The following is an 18,550-nucleotide window of genomic DNA, read 5'->3' on the forward strand; positions in this document are numbered from 1 at the left end:
GTTCGAGGATCCGTGCCCACCATGGCGGAACCGTCGCAGCGCGGGGCGAGCGCCCCGGACCGGCGGATCTTTCCGGGCTCCGGCCGCCGGGCATCCGGGCCGGACCGCCCGACGACCGCGACGTGCGACGACCGCACTGCTCAAGAACGGGGGAGGTCTGGGCGTGAGATACCCGGAGATCTTCATCGCGGGGGGCGCGACCGAGCTGCCGCCCGCACAGGACGTCCGCGCCGCCGTCGCGGCCGGACGGCTGGACCGGCGCACCGCCGACCGCACCGAGGCCCTGGCGGTGACCGTGTCCGACGGCCCGTCAGGCCCCGAACTGGCCGCCCGGGCCGCGCGCCGGGCGTACACCGAGGCCGGCTCGCCCGGGCTCGACCTGCTGCTGCACGCCACCGTCTACCACCAGGGCCACGACCTGTGGGCGCCGGCCTCCTACATCCAGCGCGAGGTGCTGGCCGACACGCCGGGTTGCCTGCCGTGCCCCGCCGTCGAGATCCGCCAGCTCTCCAACGGCGGGATGGCCGCGCTGGAGCTGGCGGCCGGTTACCTGAGCGCCGCGCCCGAACGCCGGCACGCGCTGCTCACCGCCGGCGACCGGTTCGAGGCGCCCGGGTTCGACCGCTGGACCAGCGACCCGGGCACCCACTACGCCGACGGCGGCTCCGCGCTGCTGCTGTCCAACCGCGGCGGCTTCGCCCGGCTGCGCTCGCTGACCACCGTCTCCGCCCCGGAGCTGGAGGGCATGCACCGCGGTGACGACCCGTTCGGCGTCGCGCCCTTCGCGCACCGCCCGGTGGTCGACATGGAGACCACCAAACGCGCCTTCCTCGCCCGCACCGGGGTCGGCCGGTGCACCGCGCTGGTCTCGGCCGGGCAGCGCCGGGCGCTGGAGACGGCGCTGGACGAGGCGGGCGTCAAGTTCGCCGACGTCGACCGGTTCGTCCTGCCGCACCTGGGCCGGCGACGGCTGGAGGCGGCCTTCTTCACCCCGTTCGGCATCGACCCGGAACGGTCCACCTGGCCGTGGAGCCGCACCGTCGGCCACCTCGGCGCCGGAGACCAGTTCGCGGGCCTGGACCACCTGCGGCGCAGCGGCGCGCTGCGCCCCGGCCAACTGCTGGTGCTGGTCGGCATCGGCGCCGGCTTCACCTGGTCCTGCGCGGTCATCGAAGTGCTCGGGCCGCCGCGCCCGAGCGGAAAGGGCACGGAAACAGCGTGACGAGTCACCGAGAGAGAAGACCGGACCGGCGGGTGGTGATCACCGGCCTGGGGGCGGTCGCCCCCGGGGGGATCGGGGTCAAGGCGTACTGGGAGCTGCTCACCGCCGGCCGATCCGCCACCCGCACCATCACCCACTACGACCCCTCGCCGTTCCGCTCCCGGGTCGCCGCCGAGGTCGACTTCGACCCGGTCCGCGAGGGCCTGACCCCGCAGGAGATCCGCCGCCTGGACCGGGCCGCGCAGTTCGCGGTGGTCGCGGCCCGCGAGGCGCTGGCCGACAGCGGCCTGGACACGGCGGCGCTCGACCCCGGCCGGATCGGCACCACACTGGGCTGCGCGGTCGGCTGCACCACCAGCCTGGAGCAGGAGTACGTGGTGGTCAGCGACGGCGGCCGGCACTGGGAGGTCGACCACAGCTACGCCGTCCGCGACCTGTACCGCCACTTCGTGCCCAGCTCGATGGCGGTGGAGGTGGCCCGGCTGGCCGCGGCCGAGGGCCCGGCCGCGGTGGTCTCCACCGGCTGCACCTCCGGCCTGGACGCGCTCGGACACGCCGCCGAGCTGATCCGGGAGGGCTCCGTCGACGTGATGGTGGCCGGCGCCACCGAGGCGCCGATCTCGCCGATCACCTCGGCCTGCTTCGACGCGATCCACGCCACCACGCCCCGCAACGACGACCCGGAGCACGCCTCCCGCCCGTTCGACCGGACCCGCAACGGCCTGGTGCTGGGCGAGGGTTCGGCCGTGCTGATGCTGGAGGAGCTGGAGCACGCCCGCCGCCGCGGCGCCCGGATCTACGCCGAGATCGCCGGCTTCGCCTCGCGCTGCAACGCCTACCACATGACCGGCCTCAAGGCCGACGGCGTCGAGATGGCCGCGGCGATCACCGCCGCCATGGACGACGCCGGGCTCGGCCCCGACGGCCTGGACTACATCAACGCGCACGGCTCCAGCACCAAGATGAACGACCGTCACGAGACCGCGGCCTTCAAGCTCGCCCTCGGGGAGCACGCCTACCGCACCCCGGTCAGCTCGATCAAGTCGATGATCGGTCACTCGCTGGGCGCCATCGGCGCGTTGGAGATCGCCGCCTGCGCGCTGGCGATGGAACACAGTGTGCTGCCGCCCACCGCCAACCTGCACGAGCCGGACCCGGACTGCGACCTGGACTACGTGCCGCTGGAGGCCCGCGTCCAGCGCACCGACGCGGTGCTCAGCGTCGGCAGCGGGTTCGGCGGCTTCCAGAGCGCCATGGTGCTGGCCCGTCCCGATCGGAGAACGCCATGACCGCCGTCGTCACCGGCATCGGGGTGGCCGCCCCCAACGGCCTCGGCACCGACGCCTACTGGCGGGCCACGCTGGCCGGCCGCGGCGGACTGCGCCGCACCACCCGGTTCGACGCCTCCGCCTACCCGTCACAAGTGGCGGGCGAGATCGTCGACTTCGACGCCGCCGAGCACGTGCCCAGCCGGCTGCTGCCGCAGACCGACCGGATGACCCGGCTGGCCCTGTTCGCCGCCGAGGGCGCCATCGCCGACGCCGGCCTGCGCCCCGAGGAACTGCCGCGCTACGGCGCCGGAGTGGTGACCGCGGCGTCCGGCGGCGGCGTCGAGTTCGGCCAGCGCGAGCTCCAGGCGCTCTGGTCGCAGGGCAAGGAACACGTCAGCGCCTACCAGTCGTTCGCCTGGTTCTACGCCGTCAACTCCGGCCAGATCTCCATCCGGCACGGCCTGCGCGGGCCGAGCGGGGTGCTGGTGACCGAACAGGCCGGCGGCATCGACGCGCTCGGCCACGCCCGCCGGCACATCCGCCGCGGCACCCCCGTGGTGGTCTCCGGCGGCGTCGACGGGGCGCTCTGCCCGTGGGGCTGGGTGCCGCAGATCGCCACCGGGCTGCTCTCCACCGAGGCCGACCCGGACCGCGCCTACCTGCCGTTCGCCTCCGACGCGGGCGGCTACGTGCCCGGCGAGGGCGGCGCCATCCTGGTCCTGGAGGACGACGAGCAGGCCCGCGCCCGCGGCGCCCGCCGGTACGGCGAAGTGGCCGGGTACGCGGCCACCCTGGACCCGGCGCCGGACAGCGGACGCCCGCCCGGGCTGGCACGGACCATCCGGCTCGCCCTGGAGGACGCCGGGATCGGCCCCGACGAGGTGGACGTGGTGTTCGCCGACGGCGCCGCCGTGCCCGAACTGGACCGCATCGAATCCGACGCCCTGACCGAGCTGTTCGGCCCGTACGGGGTGCCGGTCACCGTCCCCAAGAGCATGACCGGCCGGCTCTTCGCCGGCGCCGCGCTGGACACCGCCACCGCACTGCTGGCGATCCGCGACGGGCTGATCCCGCCGACCTCCCCGGTCGACGTACCGGCCACCGAGCACCGCATCGACCTGGTCACCGGGGCGCCCCGCCCGGCCCGGCTGCGCACCGCCCTGGTGCTGGCCCGCGGCTACGGGGGCTTCAACTCCGCGCTGGTGCTGCGCGGTTGCAACGACACCACCACCGATTCCGAGGAGACCCCCCGATGAGCGTTCTCGACCTGCCCGCCCTGACCCGGATCCTGCGCGAGAACGCCGGCGCCGACGAGTCCGTCGACCTGTCCGGCGACATCCTGGACACCCCGTTCCCCGACCTCGGCTACGACTCGCTGGCGCTGCTCCAGGCCATCGGCGTCATCCAGCGCGACTTCGGCGTCCAGCTGGACGACGACGCCGCCGCGGCGGAGACGCCCCGGGAGTTCCTCGCCCTGGTCAACGGCGCGGAGCTGCCGTCGGCCGAACTCGTCTGACCCGGTGGACACCGACACCGCACTGCGGCCGCCGCGCCCGGTCGCCCTGCTGCTGCCCGGCCAGGGCTCGCAGTACCCGAACATGGCGCGCGGCCTCTACGGGCAGGTGCCCGCGTTCACCGAGCCCTTCGAGGAGGTGCTGGGGCTGCTCGGCCCGCTCGGCGAGGAGGCGCTCGCCGACTGGCTGGCCGAGCGGCCCGCGGTGGACATCGACCACGTCTCCCGGGCCCAGCCGCTGATCTTCGCGGTGAACTACGCGCTCGCCCGGATGCTGACCGCCTGGGGGCTGCGGCCCGCCGCGTTCGTCGGGCACAGCGCGGGCGAGGCGGTGGCCGCGGTGCTGGCCGGCGTGATGTCGCTGCCGGACGCCGCCCGGCTGCTCGCCGAGCGGGTCGAGCTGATCGCCGACGCCCCGCCCGGCGGGATGCTCGCGGTCGCCGCCGCCCCCGAGCAACTGGCGCCGTACCTGACCGCCGAGGTGGTGGTCGGCGCGGTCAACGGGCCGCAGCAGGTGCTGCTGGCCGGCCCGGACCCGCAGCTGGAACAGGTGGCGCAGCGGCTGCGGGCGGACGGCCACACCTGCATGCGGGCCAAGGCGGTCAGCGGGTTCCACAGCCCGTCGCTGGCCGACTGCTGCCGCCGCGCGCTGCCCGGCTTCGCCGGTGTGCGCCTCGCCCCGCCCGGGATCCCGGTCCACTCCGGCCGGCTCGGCGGGGAGCTCGACCCGGGCAACGCCTGCGACCCGGTGTTCTGGGCGATGCAGCCCGCCGAGCCGGTGCTGTTCGCCCCGGCCCTGGACTCGCTGCTGCGCCGCCGCCCGTACCTGCTGGTGGAGGCCGGGCCCGGACAGGGCCTGACCGCACTGGCCCGCCGGCACCGCGAGGTGGCGAGCGGACGCAGCGCGGTGGTGCCGCTGCTCGGCACCCGGGCCCGGGAGCCCGAGGCGGACCGGCTGAACGTGCTGCGGGCGGTCCGCGCCCTGGTCGAGGAGGGGCACCCGGTGCTCCCGCTCGGCCTGGAGCAGCCCGTGCCGGCCGCCGCCGTGGGCTGAGCCCCCTCCCGAACTCGGCTCCGGCCGAAGGCTTTTGACGACAGTTCGACCCCAACCCCCCCAGGAGCCCCACCATGCTCGAGGAGAGCACCAACCAACGCCGGCCCGCCCTGGTCACCGGCGGCACCAGCGGCATCGGCCTGGCCGTCGTCGAGCAACTCGCCGAGGCCGGGCACCCGGTGTACTTCTGCGCCCGTGACGCCGATCTGGTCGCGGCGGTCGTGGAGAAGCTCCGCGGTCGCGGCCTGGAGGTCGCGGGCAGCGCCGCCGACGTGCGCGACGGCGCCGCGGTGCGCGCCCTGGTGCAGGCCGCGGTCGCCGCGTACGGCCCGCTGGACATCCTGGTCAACAACGCCGGCCGGGGCGGCGGCGGCATCACCGCCGACATCCCGGACGAGCTCTGGGACGACGTGATCGCCACCAACCTCACCGCGGTCTTCCGGGTCACCCGCGAGGTGCTGACCACCGGCGGCATGCGGGAGGCGGGGCACGGGCGCGTCATCAGCATCGCCTCCACCGGCGGCAAGCAGGGCGTGATGCTGGCCGCGCCGTACTCCGCGTCCAAGCACGGAGTGGTCGGCTTCACCAAGGCGCTCGGCCTGGAGCTGGCCGGCAGCGGCATCACCGTGAACGCGGTCTGCCCCGGCTACGTGGAGACCCCGATGGCGGAGCGGGTCCGGCAGGGCTACGCCGCGCACTGGGGGATCACCGAGGAGCAGGTGCTGGACAAGTTCCACGCGAAGATCCCGCTCGGCCGCTACTCCACCCCCGAGGAGGTGGCCGGCCTGGTCGGCTACCTGACGACCCGCACCGCCGCCTCGATCACCGCCCAGGCCCTCAACGTCTGCGGCGGCCTGGGCAACTACTGACCGACCCGACTCCAAGGAGGTTCGCCGTGTCTGAACCACGGATCCGCACCACCCGGCACCGGACCACGGTGCCGGCCGACCCCGACCAGGTCTACGCGCTGCTCGCCGACGCCGGCCGGTGGCCGCAGATCTTCACCCCGACCGTGCACGCCGAGGTCACCGAAGTACCGGACAGCGACCAGCAGTTGATCCACCTGTGGGCGCTCGCCAACGGCGAGGTCCGGGACTGGACCTCGCGCCGCACCCTGGATCCGGCGGCCCGCCGGATCACCTTCCGGCAGGTGGTCTCCTCGCCGCCGGTCGCCTCGATGGGCGGCGAGTGGCTGATCGAGGCGGCGCCGGACGGCGGCGCCGAGGTCACCCTGCTGCACGACTTCGCCGCCGTGGACGACGACGAGGCGGCGGCGGACTGGATCGGCCAGGCGGTGGAGCGCAACAGCACCGCCGAACTGGCGGCGCTGAGCCGCGCGGTGACCCCCGGCCCGGACGGCGAGCCGCTGCGGTTCGACTTCGCCGACTCGGTGGACGCCGAGGGGCCGGCCGAGGCGGTCTTCGAGTTCCTGGCCCGGGCCGAGCTGTGGCCCGAGCGGCTGCCGCACGTCAGCCGGCTCGACCTGACCGAGCAGGGCGACGTCCAGCGGATGGAGATGGTCACCCTGGCCCCCGACAGCTCCGAGCACACCACGGTCTCGCTGCGGGTGGTGCGCCCCGAGCAGCACACCCTGGTCTACAAGCAGACCGTGCTGCCCGGCGCGCTGGCCTCGCACACCGGGCGCTGGACGGTCGAGCCGCACGGCACCGGGGTGCGGATCACCTCCTGGCACGGCGTCACGCTGGACATGGACGGGGTGGCCCGGCTGCTCGGCGCGGACGTGAGCCCGGCCGACGCCCGGGCCCGGGTCCGGCACAGCCTGGGCGCGAACAGCAGCACCACGCTGCGGCACGCCAAGGAGTTCGCCGAGCAGGTCGCGGCGCAGGCCGCGGAGCAGCAGGGGGCGGCATGGACGCGCTGAGCCTGAAGGGCCGCACCGCCGTGGTGACCGGCGCCAACCGGGGCCTCGGCGAGTCGGTGGCCGAGGCGCTGCTGGCCCGCGGCGCCCGGGTGGTCTGCGCCGCCCGGGACGAGGCCGCCGCCGAGCCGCTGCTGGCCCTGGGCGGCGACCGGGTGCTCTTCCACAAGACCGACGTGCGGGACCCGGACTCGGTGGAGCGGGCGATGGCGGCCGCCGTCGACCGGTTCGGCGGGCTGGACATCGTGGTCGCCAACGCCGCCGTCAACGCGCCGGGGCCGGTGGCCGCGATCTCGCCGGAGGCCTGGTCGGAGGCGGTGACGATCAATCTGAGCGGCACCTACCACTGCCTGCGGGCCGCCGTACCGCTGATGCGGGAGCGCGGCTGGGGCCGGATCATCACGCTCTCCTCGGCGCTCTCCTCCCGGCCGATGCCCGGCGCCGGCGCGTACTGCGCGACCAAGGCGGCGGTGGAGGCGCTCACCCGGGTGGCCGCCCTGGAGGTGGCCGCCGACGGCATCACCGTCAACTGCCTCTCCCCGGGCGTCACCGACCGGGGCATGGGCCAGGCGCTGGCGGCGAACGAGCGGCTGTGGGGGCAGTTCCTGCCGAAGCTCGCCTCCGGCCGCCCGGGGCGCGGCGAGGAGATCGGCGCGGTGGCCGCGTTCCTGGCCGGCGAGGAGAGCTCCTACGTGAACGGCGCGGTGATCGAGGTGGACGGCGGCCTCGGGCACTGACCCGCCGGCCGTGCCGGAGGGGACACCGACCCGCCGGCCACGGCGAAGGGGGCGCGGACCACAAGTCCGCGCCCCCTTCGTTCCGTTCGTCGTGCGGCGGGTCAGTCGCCGATGATCGCCAGGTAGCCGACCGGGTGGTCCTCCGGCTCGGCCTTCGGCTCGGTCTCCGGCTCCGGCGCCTTCGACCGGGCGGCGTCCCGGTCGATGAACAGGGCCGCCACGGCGCCCGCGGCCACCACCACCGCGCCGATCCAGACCGCCGGGCGCATCCCGTCGACGTACGCGGCGGCGGTGCCGTAGCCGCCGTGCGAGGTGAAGACCGAGGAGAGCACCGCGACGCCGAAGACGCCGCCGAGCTCGCGGATCGCGTTGTTGACGCCCGAGGCGATGCCCTCCTCGGAGCGCTCCACCGAGCTGAGCGCGACGTCCGCGCTGGGCCCGAAGAACAGGCCCATGCCGAAGCCGTTGAGCATGAAGCCGGGCACCAGGGCCAGGTAGCCGGTGTCGGTGCCGGTCGCCAGCGCCAGGTAGACCAGCCCGGCCGCCTGAAGCGCCAGGCCGGTGGTGAGTAGCACCCGCCCGCCGAAGCGGCCGGCCAGCACCGCGCCCAGCGGCGCGCCGATCATGGTCAGGCCGGTCCAGGAGAGCAGCTTGACGCCGGCGCCGAGCGGGCCGGAGTGCTGCACGTCCTGGAGGTACTGGGTGATCAGGAAGATCGAGCCGAACATGCCGAAGTACATCAGCAGCGACACCGCGTTGACGGCGGCGAAGGTGCGGTTGCGGAAGTGCCGCAGCGGCAGCATCGGGGTGGGGGTGCGCTGCTGCCACCAGAGGAACGCGGCGAGCAGCAGCAGGCCGGCGGCCAGCGGCGGCAGCACCCCGGCGGACGTCCAGCCCGCCTGCGGGCCGCGGATCAGCCCGAACACCACGCCCAGCAGGCCGGCGCTGGCCAGCACCGTGCCGGGCAGGTCCAGCGGGCGCGGCTCGCCCTGCTGCTCGCTCAGCCAGACCGGGGTGAGCACCAGGGTGGCCACGCCGATCGGGACGTTGATCCAGAAGATCCACTGCCAGGAGGCCTGCTCGACGATCAGCCCGCCGACCAGCGGGCCGATGGCCACCGCCAGTCCGCCGACGGCGCCCCAGATGCCCAGCGCGGCGGCCCGCTTCTCGGGCGGGTAGGCGGCCGCCACCAGGGTCAGGGTGAGCGGCAGCAGGACCGCCGCCCCCAGCCCCTGGACGGCCCGGCCGGCCACCAGCAGGCCGACGTCGGTGGAGAGCGCCGACAGCAGCGAACCGGCCGTGAACAGGCCGATGCCGATCATGAAGAAGCGGCGCCGGCCGAACCGCTCGGCGACCGCCGAGGCGGTCAGCAGCAGCACGGCGTACGTCAGGGTGTAGGCGTTGACGATCCATTCCAGGCCGTCGATGCCGGCGTGCAGATGCTCGCGGATCTGCGGCAGCGCAGTCGTCACCACCAGGTTGTCGAGCGAGATCATGAAGACCACGACACCGGTGATCAGCGAGGTGCGCGCGGTTCTGCTCATGCTCATGCGGTTGCGATCCTTTCAGTCGTTCCCGTGCCGCGGGCCATCCCGCGCAGCGTGGAGCGGTCGAGCTTGCCGTTGGGCAGCCGGGGCAGCGCGTCCACCAGCTGGACGCGGGACAGCTGCTGATGCTTCGTCAGGTCGGAGTTGGCGCGCCCGAGCAGGTCGGCGGCGTCGGCCGGCCCGCGGGTCACCAGGTAGGCGACGGGCAGCACCCGGTCGTCCGCGGGGGCGTCGACGACGGCGCTCTCGGCCACCTCGGGCAGTTCGTCCAGCAGCGCCTCGATCTGCCCGGGGGAGACCAGGGCGCCGTCGGCGGCCTCGAAGACGTCGCGCACCCGGTCCAGGAAGAACACGTTGCCCGCCGGGTCGAGGCGGCCGATGTCGCTGGTGGAGAGCCAGCCCTCGGCGTCCACCGCCGTCGGGTTCGTCAGGTAGCCCTGCATCACGTTCGGGCCCTGGATCTGGATCTCGCCCAACTCGCCGACGGGCAGCGGGACTCCGGTGCGCGGGTCGACCACGCGCAGCCGGCTGCCGGGCAGCGGGCGGCCCACCGAGCCGGGGCAGCGGGTGTCCAGCCGGTCCGAGGTGGCCAACGAGGAGGTCTCGGACAGGCCGTAGCCCTGGAGCACCGGCGCGCCGATCCGCTCGTCCAGCCGGCGCAGCACGGCGGGGCGCAGCGGGGCGCCGCCGGTGGAGAGCATCCGCAGCGCGCGCGGCGCCGGGCCGGGCGGCTCGGGCGCGTTGGCGGCCGCGACCAGCCGGAACGGCAGGGTGTAGAAGTGCGTGGCCCGGTAGTCGTCGGCGTGCCGCAGCGAGTCGCCGATGTCGTGGCCGGAGAGCACGTGGGCGGCGCCCGCGTGCAGCGAGGCGTTGAGGTGCATCGGGTGGTAGATCGGCAGGCCGTTGAGCACCAGCGCGTCCGGGCCCTGGCCGTGCGCGGCGGCCAGCTGGGCGGCGCCGGTCAGCAGGTTGCGGTGGCTGAGCCGGACGGCCTTCGGGCTGCCGGTGGAGCCGCTGGTGAACAGCAGGCAGGCCGTCCCGGCGCCGTCGCCGGCCGCCGCGCCGTCCTGGCGCAGCAGCTCCCGGGCGCTCCCGCCGATGGTGAACAGGTGCTCCAGCTGCGGCAGTTCGCCGCCGAGCGCGGCCAGTTGGGCGTGCGCCTCGGGGGTGAGGACGGCGGCCCGGGCACCGGAGAGGGCCGCGACGTGCTTCAGCAGGTGCGGCGGATAGAACGGGTTGACCGGGGCGACGGTGTTACCGCTGCGGATGATGCCGTGGTACAGCGCGCCGAAGTCGGGCACCAGCGCGGCGGACAGCAGCACCACGGCGCCGGAGTCGCCCAACAGCCGTCGCAGGCCCCGGGCGTAGGCGTCGGCGCGCTCGTCCAGCTGCGCGAAGGTCGACTCCGCGCCGCCGGGCACGATCACGGCGGGCGCGTCCGGCCGGGCGGCGGCGGCCCGGGAGAGCAACCGGTCGGCGGTGCCGGCCGGGACGTCGGGCAGCGGACCACCGCTGCTGACCGCCGCGGCGGTCTCGGGTAGGGCGGTGACTTCGGCCATGTTCGCCTCCTGCGGCACACGGGACGGACCTCCGCGCCATCGTCGGGCAGCCCACTCGACAGCCGCTCGACCGCCGCCGGAGCCGCCCCGGCTCCGCTGCGGCTCCAGCGCGGGCTGGCACGCTCGCCCCGTTCCGCCCGCCCACCCTCGTAAGGAGCCCGCATGACCGACCTGTTCAATCCCGTGGCGCCGCTGGGCAGCAGCACCGACGCCCAGCTGTACACCTCGATCCAGCACTTCTACGCCCGCCACATGCAGGCCGTGGACGACGGCGACGCCCGGACCTGGGCGCTCGGCTTCACCGAGGACGGCGTCTTCGACAGCAACGTCCTCCCGGCCCCGGTCTCCGGGCGGGAGACCATCGAGTCGGCGACCCGGGCCGCCGAGGAGGCCCGCAGCTCCACCGGCGTCACCCGGCGGCACGTGATGACCATGCTCGCCGTCGAGCCGGAGGACGAGGCGGCGACGGTGGTGCGCACCCGCTCCTACGTCGCGGTCTTCAGCACGCTGCCCGGGCAGCCCACCGGCATCTACTGCATGACGTCGTGCCAGGACGTGCTGGTGCGCGGGACGGACGGCGGCTGGCGGATCCGCAGCCGGCACGTGCTGCGCGACGACCTGCCGCCGCGCGACTGACGGAGCGCCGGTGCTCTCCCGAGCACGCGCAGGTGCCCGGTACGGCTGCGAGCCGTACCGGGCACCTGCGCGTGGGGGGTCGGGCTACCGCGTCACGCCGGGTCGGCGACCCGGGCCACCGCGCGGGTCCAACCCGCGCCCCCGCCCCGGATCTTGACGGGGAAGCAGGTCACCGAGAAGCCGTGCGGCTCCGGCAGCGCCTCCAGGTTGGAGAGCCGCTCGATCTGGCAGTACTCGCGTTCCCGGCCGGCGAAGTGGGCCGGCCAGAGCACCCCGGGGTCGCCGGTGGCCCGGTACTTCTCGATGATGGCGCCGAACGGGGCGTCCAGGCTGAAGGCGTCGGTGCCGATCACCCGCACCCCCAGGTCCATCAGGTACCGCACGGCCGAGCCGTCCAGGCCGATGAAGTCGGTGAAGTAGCGCTGGCTGCCGGCCCACTCCGAGGCGCCGGTGCGGAACAGCGCGATGTCCATCGGCTGCGGCCGGTAGTCGATGGCCTTCAGCGCCAGCTCGACGGCGGCCGCGTCCACGGTGCGGCCCGCGTTGTCCCGGACGTCCAGCACGAAGGCGGGCCGGTCGAACCAGTCCAGCGGCATCTCGTCGATGGTGCGGGCCACCTCGCCGTCGGCGCGGGTGCCGTAGTGCGCGGGGGCGTCCACGTGGGTGCCGGTGTGCGAGGACAGGTAGAGCATGTCGTTGGTGAGGAACTCGCCGCCCGGCAGCTCCTCCGGGCGCAGGTCGATGCCGAAGTTCTTGCGCATGCCGTCGGTCATGTGCCGGGCGCCCTCGGCGGCCGACATCACCGTGTGCTCGACCGGCTCGGGTTCCCAGCCGGAGGCGTCCACGGGCGAGGAGAGGTCTATCAGTCGCATGGGCGCTCGGCCCTTTCACATTGACGGGGCGTCATTTCACTTGCTTCGGACGGCCGGGGTGCTCCCGGCCGCGGGTCAGGCCCTGCCGACCCGGTCCGGCGCCAGGCAGGCGCCGACCAGGAGCAGGGTCGAGAGCACCGCGCAGACGGTGCGCACGAGGTGCCAGTTGTTCCAGGAGTGCTCGATGGCCGCCCGGGCCTGGTGGAACTGGTCCGCGGTGATGGTGACCGCGTTGGCCAGGTCGGTGTTCATCGGCACCTCCACGCCCAGCGAGACCACGAAGGCGACGAGGGCGAGCACGGCGGCCGCGCCGATCAGCCAGACCCGGGCGTCGGCGCCGCGCCACGGCGTGCGGACCAGGAACGCCGCCAGCGGCCAGAGCACCGAGCCCACGATCACCAGGAAGAACAGCACGCCCGGTACCGCCTCGTTGAGCCGGCGCATCGTCGTCACGTACGCCTGGTCGTCGAGCCGCCCCAGGGCGGGCGTGACGACGACGGCGTAGCAGAAGCAGAAACCGGCGAACAGCCCGGCCGACACGGTGGCCAGGTAGAGGAAGACGCGGAACGGCACGATGCCGCCTCCTTCGTGGGTGGTCGTGGATGAAGGGTGGGCGTCGGTGCTAGAGACCTGCTCAAGACCGGCGGCCCGGCGCGCTCCCGCAGGCCCCGCGGCTCCCGTCGAGTGCGCCGCACGGTGGTGACGCGCTGTCGGATTGTGATCGACGACCGGGCGCGGATGTGACGGAATCACAGTCTTCCGATGACCCTGACACTGTCCGTGACGACCCCGCGGCTCCGACAATAGGGGGCCGAGGGCCTTCGAGAACGGGACCCCGAGGACTGTGGGAGCTACGGGGGGTACGCCATGAAGGTCCGTGTCTTGGGCGAGTTCGAGGCCACCGAGGACGGTAGATCGGTCGCGCCGAGCGCTGCCAAGCCCCGTCAGATCCTCGCGCTGCTGGCACTGTCGGCGGGCCAGGTCGTCCCGGTGACCTCGCTGATGGAAGAGCTCTGGGACCACTCGATGCCCAAGAGCGCGGCCACCACCCTGCAGACCTACATCCTCCAGCTGCGGCGCCAGCTCCAGCGGGCGCTCGCCGCCCAGGGCCACAGCGACCCGGCGGCCGGCGCCAAGACCGTGCTGGCCACCCGCTACAACGGCTACCTGCTGGACCTGCGCGGCGAGGAGACCGACGTCCAGCAGTTCGAGCGGCTGGCGGCGGCCGGCAGCCGCGCCCAGGAGGCCGACGACCCGAAGGCCGCCTCCCGGCTGCTCGGCGCCGCGCTGGCGCTGTGGCGCGGACCCGTGCTGGCCGACGTGCAGACCGGCCCGCGGCTGGCGATCGAGGTGATGCGGCTGGAGGAGACCCGGCTGGGCATCCTGGAGCGCCGCATCGAGGCGGACCTGCGCCTCGGCCGCCACCACGCGCTCCTCGGCGAGCTGGCCGTGCTGGCCGCCGAGCACCCCTGGCACGAGAACCTGCACGCGCTGCACATGATCGCGCTGTACCGCTGCGGCCGGCAGTGGCGCGCCCTGGACATCTACCAGCGGCTGCGCGCCACCCTGATCGAGGAGTTCGGGCTGGAGCCGTCGGCCCGGCTCCAGCACCTCCAGCGGGCGATCCTGGAGTCCTCGCCCGAGCTGGACGGCGTCGGGCGCTGGCCGGCGGCCCGATCGGTCCACGAACTGACCGGTTGACCGAGGGCTGGGCAGGGGTCATGCAGATCGTCCGCGGCGGCGGCCTCAGCGGCCCCGCACCCGGGCCGGCGGACCGGGGCGCCGCCCGGCGTCCGCGCCTGATGGTCTGGTCGGCGGCCGACCCGCAGGGCGAGCAGGACCTCCGGCGCTCGCTGCGGCGCTGGCTGGAGGCCCGCGGCGAGACCGGCTTCGCGCAGGTGGCGCAGGCCTGGGGACGGGCCGAACCGGGCCCGGTGCGCGGGGCTGTGGTGGCCGCCGACTGCGCCGAGGCGCTCGCGCTGCTGGGCGGGCCGGACCCGTCGGCCCCGTCGCCGGGGGCCGCGCAGGTCCGGCAGGTCGCCGCCGAGCCGCTGCCGGTGGTGCTGCTGCTGCCCGGCCAGGGCGCCGAGCGGCCCCGGATGGCCCGCGGCTTCTACGGGTGGGACCCGGTCTTCACCCGGGCCGCCGACGAGGTGCTCGCGCTGGCCGGCCGCGGCGCCCGCGCGGACTGGCTGGCCGAACCCGCCGCCCGCGCCCGCCCCGACACGTTCGGTGCGGACGCGTTCGGTGCGGACGCGTTCGGTGCGGAGCGCGCCACCCGGATCCACCACTCGCTGGTCCAACTGTTCGCGGTGGACTACGCGACGGCCCGGCTGCTGGCCGGCTGGGGCGTGCGCCCGGCCGCGCTGCTCGGCCAGGGGATCGGCGAACTGGTCGCCGCCGTGCTGGCCGGCGTGATGGCGCTGGAGGACGCGGTGCGGCTGGTGGCGCTGCTGGCCGAGGAGGCCGCCGCGCTGGCCCCCGGCGGGATGCTGGCGGTGGCCGCCGGCCTGGAGCAGCTGCGCGGGCGGCTGGCCGACGGGGTGATGGTGGCCGCCCTGAACGGCCCGACCCGGACGGTGCTGGCCGGCCCCGGACGCGCCCTCGCCGACACCGCCGAGCGGCTGACCGCCGCCGGGTACGAGTGCCTGCCGGTGCGCACCGGGGCGGCCTACCACACCCCGCACCTGGCGCAGGCCTGCGCCCGGGTGGCCGAGCGGCTGCCCCCCATCGCCCTGCGACCGCCCCGACTGCCGCTCTACTCGCCGTCGATGGGCGCCGTGCTGACCGCCGGCACCGCCCAGGACCTGCGCCACTGGACCGGCCTCACGGCCGCCCCGGTGCGGCTGCGCGACGCGCTGGACGCCCTGTTCGCGGACGGCGACTGGGCGTGCGTGGAGTCCGGGCCCGGGCAGGGGCTCGGCGCCGTGGTCCGTCGACATCCGGCGGCCGCCATCGAGGCGGCGCAGACCTTCAGCACGCTGCGGGCCCGGCCCGGCAGCGGCGCGGACGACCAGCGGGCCGCGCTGTCCGCCGCCGCCGGCCTGTGGCTGAGCGGCCATCACCTCGACTTCGAGGCGATTCGAAGCATCGGCTGACCGGGACGGCCGATCCCCACGGCGGACCCGGCCGGACGGGCATCCGCGCCGCGGGCGGGGAGCCACCGGGAAGAGAGGGAACACCGATGACCGACGAGCCGATGGACGTGGCGGCGCTGTCCCGCCTGCTGCGCGAGTGCGGGGGCGCGGAGCCGGGCGAGCCGATCGGGCCGGGCGACCTGGACGTGCCGCTGTACGAACTGGGCCACGACTCGCTGACGGTGGCCCAGTTACTGACCAGGGTCGGGCGGGAGTTCGGGCTGGCGGTGCCGCGCGACCTGCTGGAGGACGCCGACACGCCGCGATCCCTGCTGGGCATGCTGGCGACGCTGTCGCGGGTGCCCCGGGCGCCGCGCCCCGCCCGCCTCGACCGCTCCGACCCGCCGGGCCACCTCCGCCCCTGCCGGCCCGGCGCCACCCCGTGTTAGCCCTCCCGACCTGCGGCGGGCTCCCGGTCCAGCGGCGCTCCATCGGCACTCCACCGGGCGGCGGAAGCATCGAACACCCGCCCGATCATGCGTCGTTGGGAGCGGCAGTGACGGATCTCAGCAAGGACACCACCACCGCCGCAGCGCGTCACGCGGCGGTCGAGGCGGCGTACGGGGATCCGTGGGACAGAGCCAACCCGACCGGTTTCGCGGCCCTGCTCGAAGCCGACGATCGCGCCCAACTGCCGCGCGCAGCAACCGAATTATATCATTCGCTCAACCTGAACGCGGAGTACGTGCCGGCCCCGCTGGGCGGCCGGCTGGAGCAAATCGACACCCTCGGACTGATGCTGCGTCCGCTGTTCCGCCGCGACGCCACACTCGCCGTCGGCGAGGCCCTCACCTCCCTGATGGGAGCGATGGCGGTGTGGCTGGTGGGCGACGCCGAACAGCAGCGGCGCACCGCCCGGATGCTGCTCGACGGCGGCCGGGCCACCGTCGCCTACCAGGAGTTCAGGCACGGCAACGACTTCGTCGCCGACGAGTTCCGGGCCCGGCGCACCGCCGACGGCAGCCTGCTGCTCGGCGGGCGCAAGGCCGCCGTCAACAACGCCGACCGGGCCGGGCTGATGCTCGCCTACGCCCGCACCGTCGGCCCGCAGGACCCGGCGGACGGCTACTCGCTGCTGCTGCTGGAACCCGACGCGCTGCCCGCCGAGGCCTGCGAGCGGCTGCCCCGCTACCGCACCGAGGGCGCCCAGGGCCTGCAGATCTCCGGACTGCGGTTCCAGGACTGCCCGGCGCCGGCCGACGTCCTGCTCGGCGACTGGGGCGACGGCATCGCACTCGGCCTGCGGGCCCTCCAGGTGAACTACGCCGTCGTCCCGTCGATGATCCTCGGCATGGCGGACACCGGACTGCGCACCGCCATCCGCTTCGTCGCCGGCGGCTCGGCCCACCGCGGCCCCGTCAAACTCTCCGGCTCGGCCCGCGGGGCGATCGCCGGAGCCCTGGTCGACCTGCTGGCCTGCGACAGCATCGCGCTCGCCGCCACCCGCGCCCTGCACGTGCTCCCCGAGGAGTGCAGCGTGCTGGCCGCCGCCGCCAAGTACCTGGTCCCCAAGATCGTGGGGGAGACCTTCTACCGGCTCTCGGCGCTCCTCGGCGACGCCTTCCACACCCGCAGCGGCGAGCACGCCATCTTCCAGAAGCACGTCCGGGACCTGACCATGGTGAACTTCGGCCACGTCAGCAGCGCGATCTGCCAGTCCACCATCGCGCCCTTCCTGCCCGGCCTGCTCGCCCACGACTGGCCGGCCGAACTCGCCGCCCCCGCCGAGCTGTTCCGCACCGACGGCGCGCTGCCCCCGCTGTCCTCCGAACGGCTCGCCGTGTTCGGCGGCCGGGACGGGCTGATCGGCTGGATCGCCCGCTGCCGCCAGGAGCGGCAACCGGCCCCGCCCGGCGACCCCGACGCCCCGCTGCTGCGCCTGCTCTCCGACCAACTCGACCTGCTCGACGCCGAGTTGTCCGAGATTCGGGAGGGCTGCCCGGCCCTGGACGGCCCCGACGGCCGGTTCGTCACCGACACCTCGGCGTTCCCGCTCACCGACCGCTACGCCCTGCTGCTGGTCGCCTGCGCCTGCCTGGGCGTCTGGCGGTGCGCCGACCCCGGCTCCTTCCCGGCCCGCCCCGGCTGGCTGGTGGCCGCCCTGGACCGGCTGCTGCGGCGGCTCGGCCACCTGGGGCCCCGGGTGCCGGGCGCCGTCGAGGCGGAACTCGCGGCCGAGGCACTGCGGCGCGCCCGCGGCGCGGTCGGCTTCGACCTGTACGCCCTGGAGCTGGCCGGATGAGCGGCGGTTCCGGCCTGGTACCACCACCGCGGCAGGTCACCGGGGCCGACGGCCCCTGGGAACCCGTCCGCGCCGACCTCGACCGCCACGGCGTCGCCCTGGTCCACAGCCGCCTGGCCGACTGGCCCGCCCCACCGGGCGGCGAGAGCGAACTGCGCCGGCAACTCGGCCGCGACTGGACCCGCTACCGGGAACTGGCCGGACGCCCGCACGCCGACCGGTTCCGGGCCACCCGCATGCTGATCAAGCACGTCGCCGCCACCGCGGTGGGCGCCCACCCGCACGAACTGGAACTCGCCTACGGCCTCACCGGGCGGCTCTACGTGCGCGGCTGCGACCAGATCGACCTCAACCTCAGCCACACCAAGGGCATCGCGCTGGTCGGCGTCACCTCGCTCGGCCTGATCGGCGTCGACCTGGAACACGAGGAACGCCGGGTGTACGGCAGCGGCATCGAACCGGCCATGTGCACCCCCGACGAGCTGCGCCGCCTCGCCCACGCCCCCGAGCCGGAGCGCAACCTCCAACTGCTGCGCCGCTGGACGCTCAAGGAGGCCTACACCAAGGCGCTCGGCCAAGGACTGCTGTTCCCGTTCCGGCACTTCGGCGTCGACCTGCCCGACTCCTGCGGCCGGGCCCGGCTGCTGCGCCCGGACGGCGACCCGGTGAACGAACAGGGGTGGACCTTCCACACCCGGCGGCTCGCCGACGGCTACCTCGCCGGGGTCGCCGTCCGCGACGACGGCCGCGGCCGCACCCCCGACACCGGACTCGCCACCGCCCTCGACCGCAACACCGTCCAGGTGCTCCGGGAGCGGCAGGCGGCGGCCCGCCGGCCGCCCGGCGGCGACTGACGAACAGCCGCGCACCACCACGCAACG

At 74.9% G+C, this 18,550-nt stretch carries 18 protein-coding genes; 14 read left to right on the forward strand and 4 right to left on the reverse strand.

What is annotated here, in order from left to right; translation table 11 throughout:
• Positions 1-163: 163 nt before the first annotated feature.
• The 8 genes from ACIQF6_RS32695 (at position 164) to ACIQF6_RS32730 (ending at position 7,676) form a co-directional block, all read left to right on the forward strand.
• Complete coding sequence (locus ACIQF6_RS32695) at positions 164-1,222, forward strand: ketoacyl-ACP synthase III family protein (RefSeq protein WP_400901597.1); 1,059 nt, start codon at positions 164-166, stop codon at positions 1,220-1,222.
• Positions 1,219-2,511: a beta-ketoacyl-[acyl-carrier-protein] synthase family protein gene (locus ACIQF6_RS32700; RefSeq protein WP_400901599.1), complete on the forward strand. Its 1,293-nt coding sequence runs from the start codon at positions 1,219-1,221 to the stop codon at positions 2,509-2,511. The genes ACIQF6_RS32695 and ACIQF6_RS32700 overlap by 4 nt, the downstream gene beginning before the upstream one ends.
• Entirely contained in the window at positions 2,508-3,749 is a 1,242-nt protein-coding gene (locus tag ACIQF6_RS32705; protein WP_400901601.1) for a ketosynthase chain-length factor, read from the forward strand. Before ACIQF6_RS32700 ends, ACIQF6_RS32705 begins: the two co-directional genes overlap by 4 nt.
• Positions 3,746-4,009, forward strand: a complete 264-nt coding sequence (locus tag ACIQF6_RS32710; RefSeq protein WP_400901603.1) for an acyl carrier protein — start codon at positions 3,746-3,748, stop codon at positions 4,007-4,009. The genes ACIQF6_RS32705 and ACIQF6_RS32710 overlap by 4 nt, the downstream gene beginning before the upstream one ends.
• Positions 4,010-4,013: 4 nt before the next feature.
• On the forward strand, positions 4,014-5,060 hold the full coding sequence (locus tag ACIQF6_RS32715) for an acyltransferase domain-containing protein (RefSeq protein WP_400901605.1): 1,047 nt from the start codon (positions 4,014-4,016) through the stop codon (positions 5,058-5,060).
• 74 nt (positions 5,061-5,134) lie between these two features.
• Positions 5,135-5,929, forward strand: a complete 795-nt coding sequence (locus ACIQF6_RS32720; RefSeq protein ID WP_400901607.1) for an SDR family NAD(P)-dependent oxidoreductase — start codon at positions 5,135-5,137, stop codon at positions 5,927-5,929.
• A gap of 26 nt (positions 5,930-5,955) precedes the next feature.
• Positions 5,956-6,942, forward strand: a complete 987-nt coding sequence (locus ACIQF6_RS32725) for an aromatase/cyclase (protein ID WP_400901609.1) — start codon at positions 5,956-5,958, stop codon at positions 6,940-6,942.
• Entirely contained in the window at positions 6,930-7,676 is a 747-nt protein-coding gene (locus ACIQF6_RS32730; protein ID WP_400901611.1) for an SDR family NAD(P)-dependent oxidoreductase, read from the forward strand. Before ACIQF6_RS32725 ends, ACIQF6_RS32730 begins: the two co-directional genes overlap by 13 nt.
• A gap of 101 nt (positions 7,677-7,777) precedes the next feature.
• On the opposite strand, the gene ACIQF6_RS32735 is transcribed toward ACIQF6_RS32730, so the two are convergent.
• Positions 7,778-9,226, reverse strand: a complete 1,449-nt coding sequence (locus ACIQF6_RS32735; RefSeq protein ID WP_400901613.1) for an MFS transporter — start codon at positions 9,224-9,226, stop codon at positions 7,778-7,780.
• Positions 9,223-10,782, reverse strand: coding sequence for a class I adenylate-forming enzyme family protein (locus tag ACIQF6_RS32740; RefSeq protein ID WP_400901615.1), 1,560 nt, complete (start codon positions 10,780-10,782; stop codon positions 9,223-9,225). The genes ACIQF6_RS32735 and ACIQF6_RS32740 overlap by 4 nt, the downstream gene beginning before the upstream one ends.
• 162 nt (positions 10,783-10,944) lie before the next feature.
• On the opposite strand from ACIQF6_RS32740, the gene ACIQF6_RS32745 reads away from it, so the two are divergent.
• The gene (locus ACIQF6_RS32745; protein ID WP_400901617.1) at positions 10,945-11,418 is read left to right on the forward strand and encodes a nuclear transport factor 2 family protein; all 474 of its coding nucleotides are present in this window, start codon (positions 10,945-10,947) and stop codon (positions 11,416-11,418) included.
• Between the two features lie 92 nt (positions 11,419-11,510).
• On the opposite strand, the gene ACIQF6_RS32750 is transcribed toward ACIQF6_RS32745, so the two are convergent.
• Positions 11,511-12,290, reverse strand: coding sequence for a cyclase family protein (locus tag ACIQF6_RS32750; RefSeq protein ID WP_400901619.1), 780 nt, complete (start codon positions 12,288-12,290; stop codon positions 11,511-11,513).
• 75 nt (positions 12,291-12,365) lie between these two features.
• Complete coding sequence (locus tag ACIQF6_RS32755) at positions 12,366-12,863, reverse strand: DUF1772 domain-containing protein (RefSeq protein ID WP_400901621.1); 498 nt, start codon at positions 12,861-12,863, stop codon at positions 12,366-12,368.
• 294 nt (positions 12,864-13,157) lie between these two features.
• Between ACIQF6_RS32755 and ACIQF6_RS32760 the strand changes: the two genes are divergently transcribed.
• From ACIQF6_RS32760 to ACIQF6_RS32780, 5 genes are all read left to right on the forward strand, one after another.
• On the forward strand, positions 13,158-13,991 hold the full coding sequence (locus ACIQF6_RS32760) for a BTAD domain-containing putative transcriptional regulator (RefSeq protein ID WP_400901623.1): 834 nt from the start codon (positions 13,158-13,160) through the stop codon (positions 13,989-13,991).
• A gap of 20 nt (positions 13,992-14,011) precedes the next feature.
• Positions 14,012-15,388, forward strand: coding sequence for an acyltransferase domain-containing protein (locus ACIQF6_RS32765; protein ID WP_400901625.1), 1,377 nt, complete (start codon positions 14,012-14,014; stop codon positions 15,386-15,388).
• 86 nt (positions 15,389-15,474) lie between these two features.
• A complete protein-coding gene (locus ACIQF6_RS32770; protein ID WP_400901627.1) occupies positions 15,475-15,816 on the forward strand; it encodes an acyl carrier protein in 342 nt (113 codons plus the stop codon).
• 107 nt (positions 15,817-15,923) lie between these two features.
• Positions 15,924-17,669 (forward strand): acyl-CoA dehydrogenase, encoded by a 1,746-nt coding sequence (locus ACIQF6_RS32775; RefSeq protein WP_400901629.1) that lies wholly within the window; start codon positions 15,924-15,926, stop codon positions 17,667-17,669.
• Entirely contained in the window at positions 17,666-18,523 is an 858-nt protein-coding gene (locus ACIQF6_RS32780) for a 4'-phosphopantetheinyl transferase family protein (protein WP_400901631.1), read from the forward strand. Before ACIQF6_RS32775 ends, ACIQF6_RS32780 begins: the two co-directional genes overlap by 4 nt.
• Positions 18,524-18,550 lie beyond the last annotated feature (27 nt).

The organism is Kitasatospora sp. NPDC092948, assembly GCF_044754805.1.
Taxonomy (GTDB): Bacteria; Actinomycetota; Actinomycetes; order Streptomycetales; family Streptomycetaceae; genus Kitasatospora.

Excerpts from the sequence above, each read along its gene's own strand:
- ACIQF6_RS32770 (WP_400901627.1), top strand. The coding sequence starts at position 15,475 with ATGACCGACGAGCCGATGGACGTGGCGGCGCTGTCCCGCCTGCTGCGC.
- ACIQF6_RS32760 (WP_400901623.1), top strand. The coding sequence starts at position 13,158 with ATGAAGGTCCGTGTCTTGGGCGAGTTCGAGGCCACCGAGGACGGTAGA.
- ACIQF6_RS32765 (WP_400901625.1), top strand. The coding sequence starts at position 14,012 with ATGCAGATCGTCCGCGGCGGCGGCCTCAGCGGCCCCGCACCCGGGCCG.
- ACIQF6_RS32705 (WP_400901601.1), top strand. The coding sequence starts at position 2,508 with ATGACCGCCGTCGTCACCGGCATCGGGGTGGCCGCCCCCAACGGCCTC.
- ACIQF6_RS32740 (WP_400901615.1), bottom strand. The coding sequence starts at position 10,782 with ATGGCCGAAGTCACCGCCCTACCCGAGACCGCCGCGGCGGTCAGCAGC.
- ACIQF6_RS32780 (WP_400901631.1), top strand. The coding sequence starts at position 17,666 with ATGAGCGGCGGTTCCGGCCTGGTACCACCACCGCGGCAGGTCACCGGG.
- ACIQF6_RS32745 (WP_400901617.1), top strand. The coding sequence starts at position 10,945 with ATGACCGACCTGTTCAATCCCGTGGCGCCGCTGGGCAGCAGCACCGAC.
- ACIQF6_RS32735 (WP_400901613.1), bottom strand. The coding sequence starts at position 9,226 with ATGAGCATGAGCAGAACCGCGCGCACCTCGCTGATCACCGGTGTCGTG.
- ACIQF6_RS32720 (WP_400901607.1), top strand. The coding sequence starts at position 5,135 with ATGCTCGAGGAGAGCACCAACCAACGCCGGCCCGCCCTGGTCACCGGC.
- ACIQF6_RS32730 (WP_400901611.1), top strand. The coding sequence starts at position 6,930 with ATGGACGCGCTGAGCCTGAAGGGCCGCACCGCCGTGGTGACCGGCGCC.
- ACIQF6_RS32710 (WP_400901603.1), top strand. The coding sequence starts at position 3,746 with ATGAGCGTTCTCGACCTGCCCGCCCTGACCCGGATCCTGCGCGAGAAC.
- ACIQF6_RS32750 (WP_400901619.1), bottom strand. The coding sequence starts at position 12,290 with ATGCGACTGATAGACCTCTCCTCGCCCGTGGACGCCTCCGGCTGGGAA.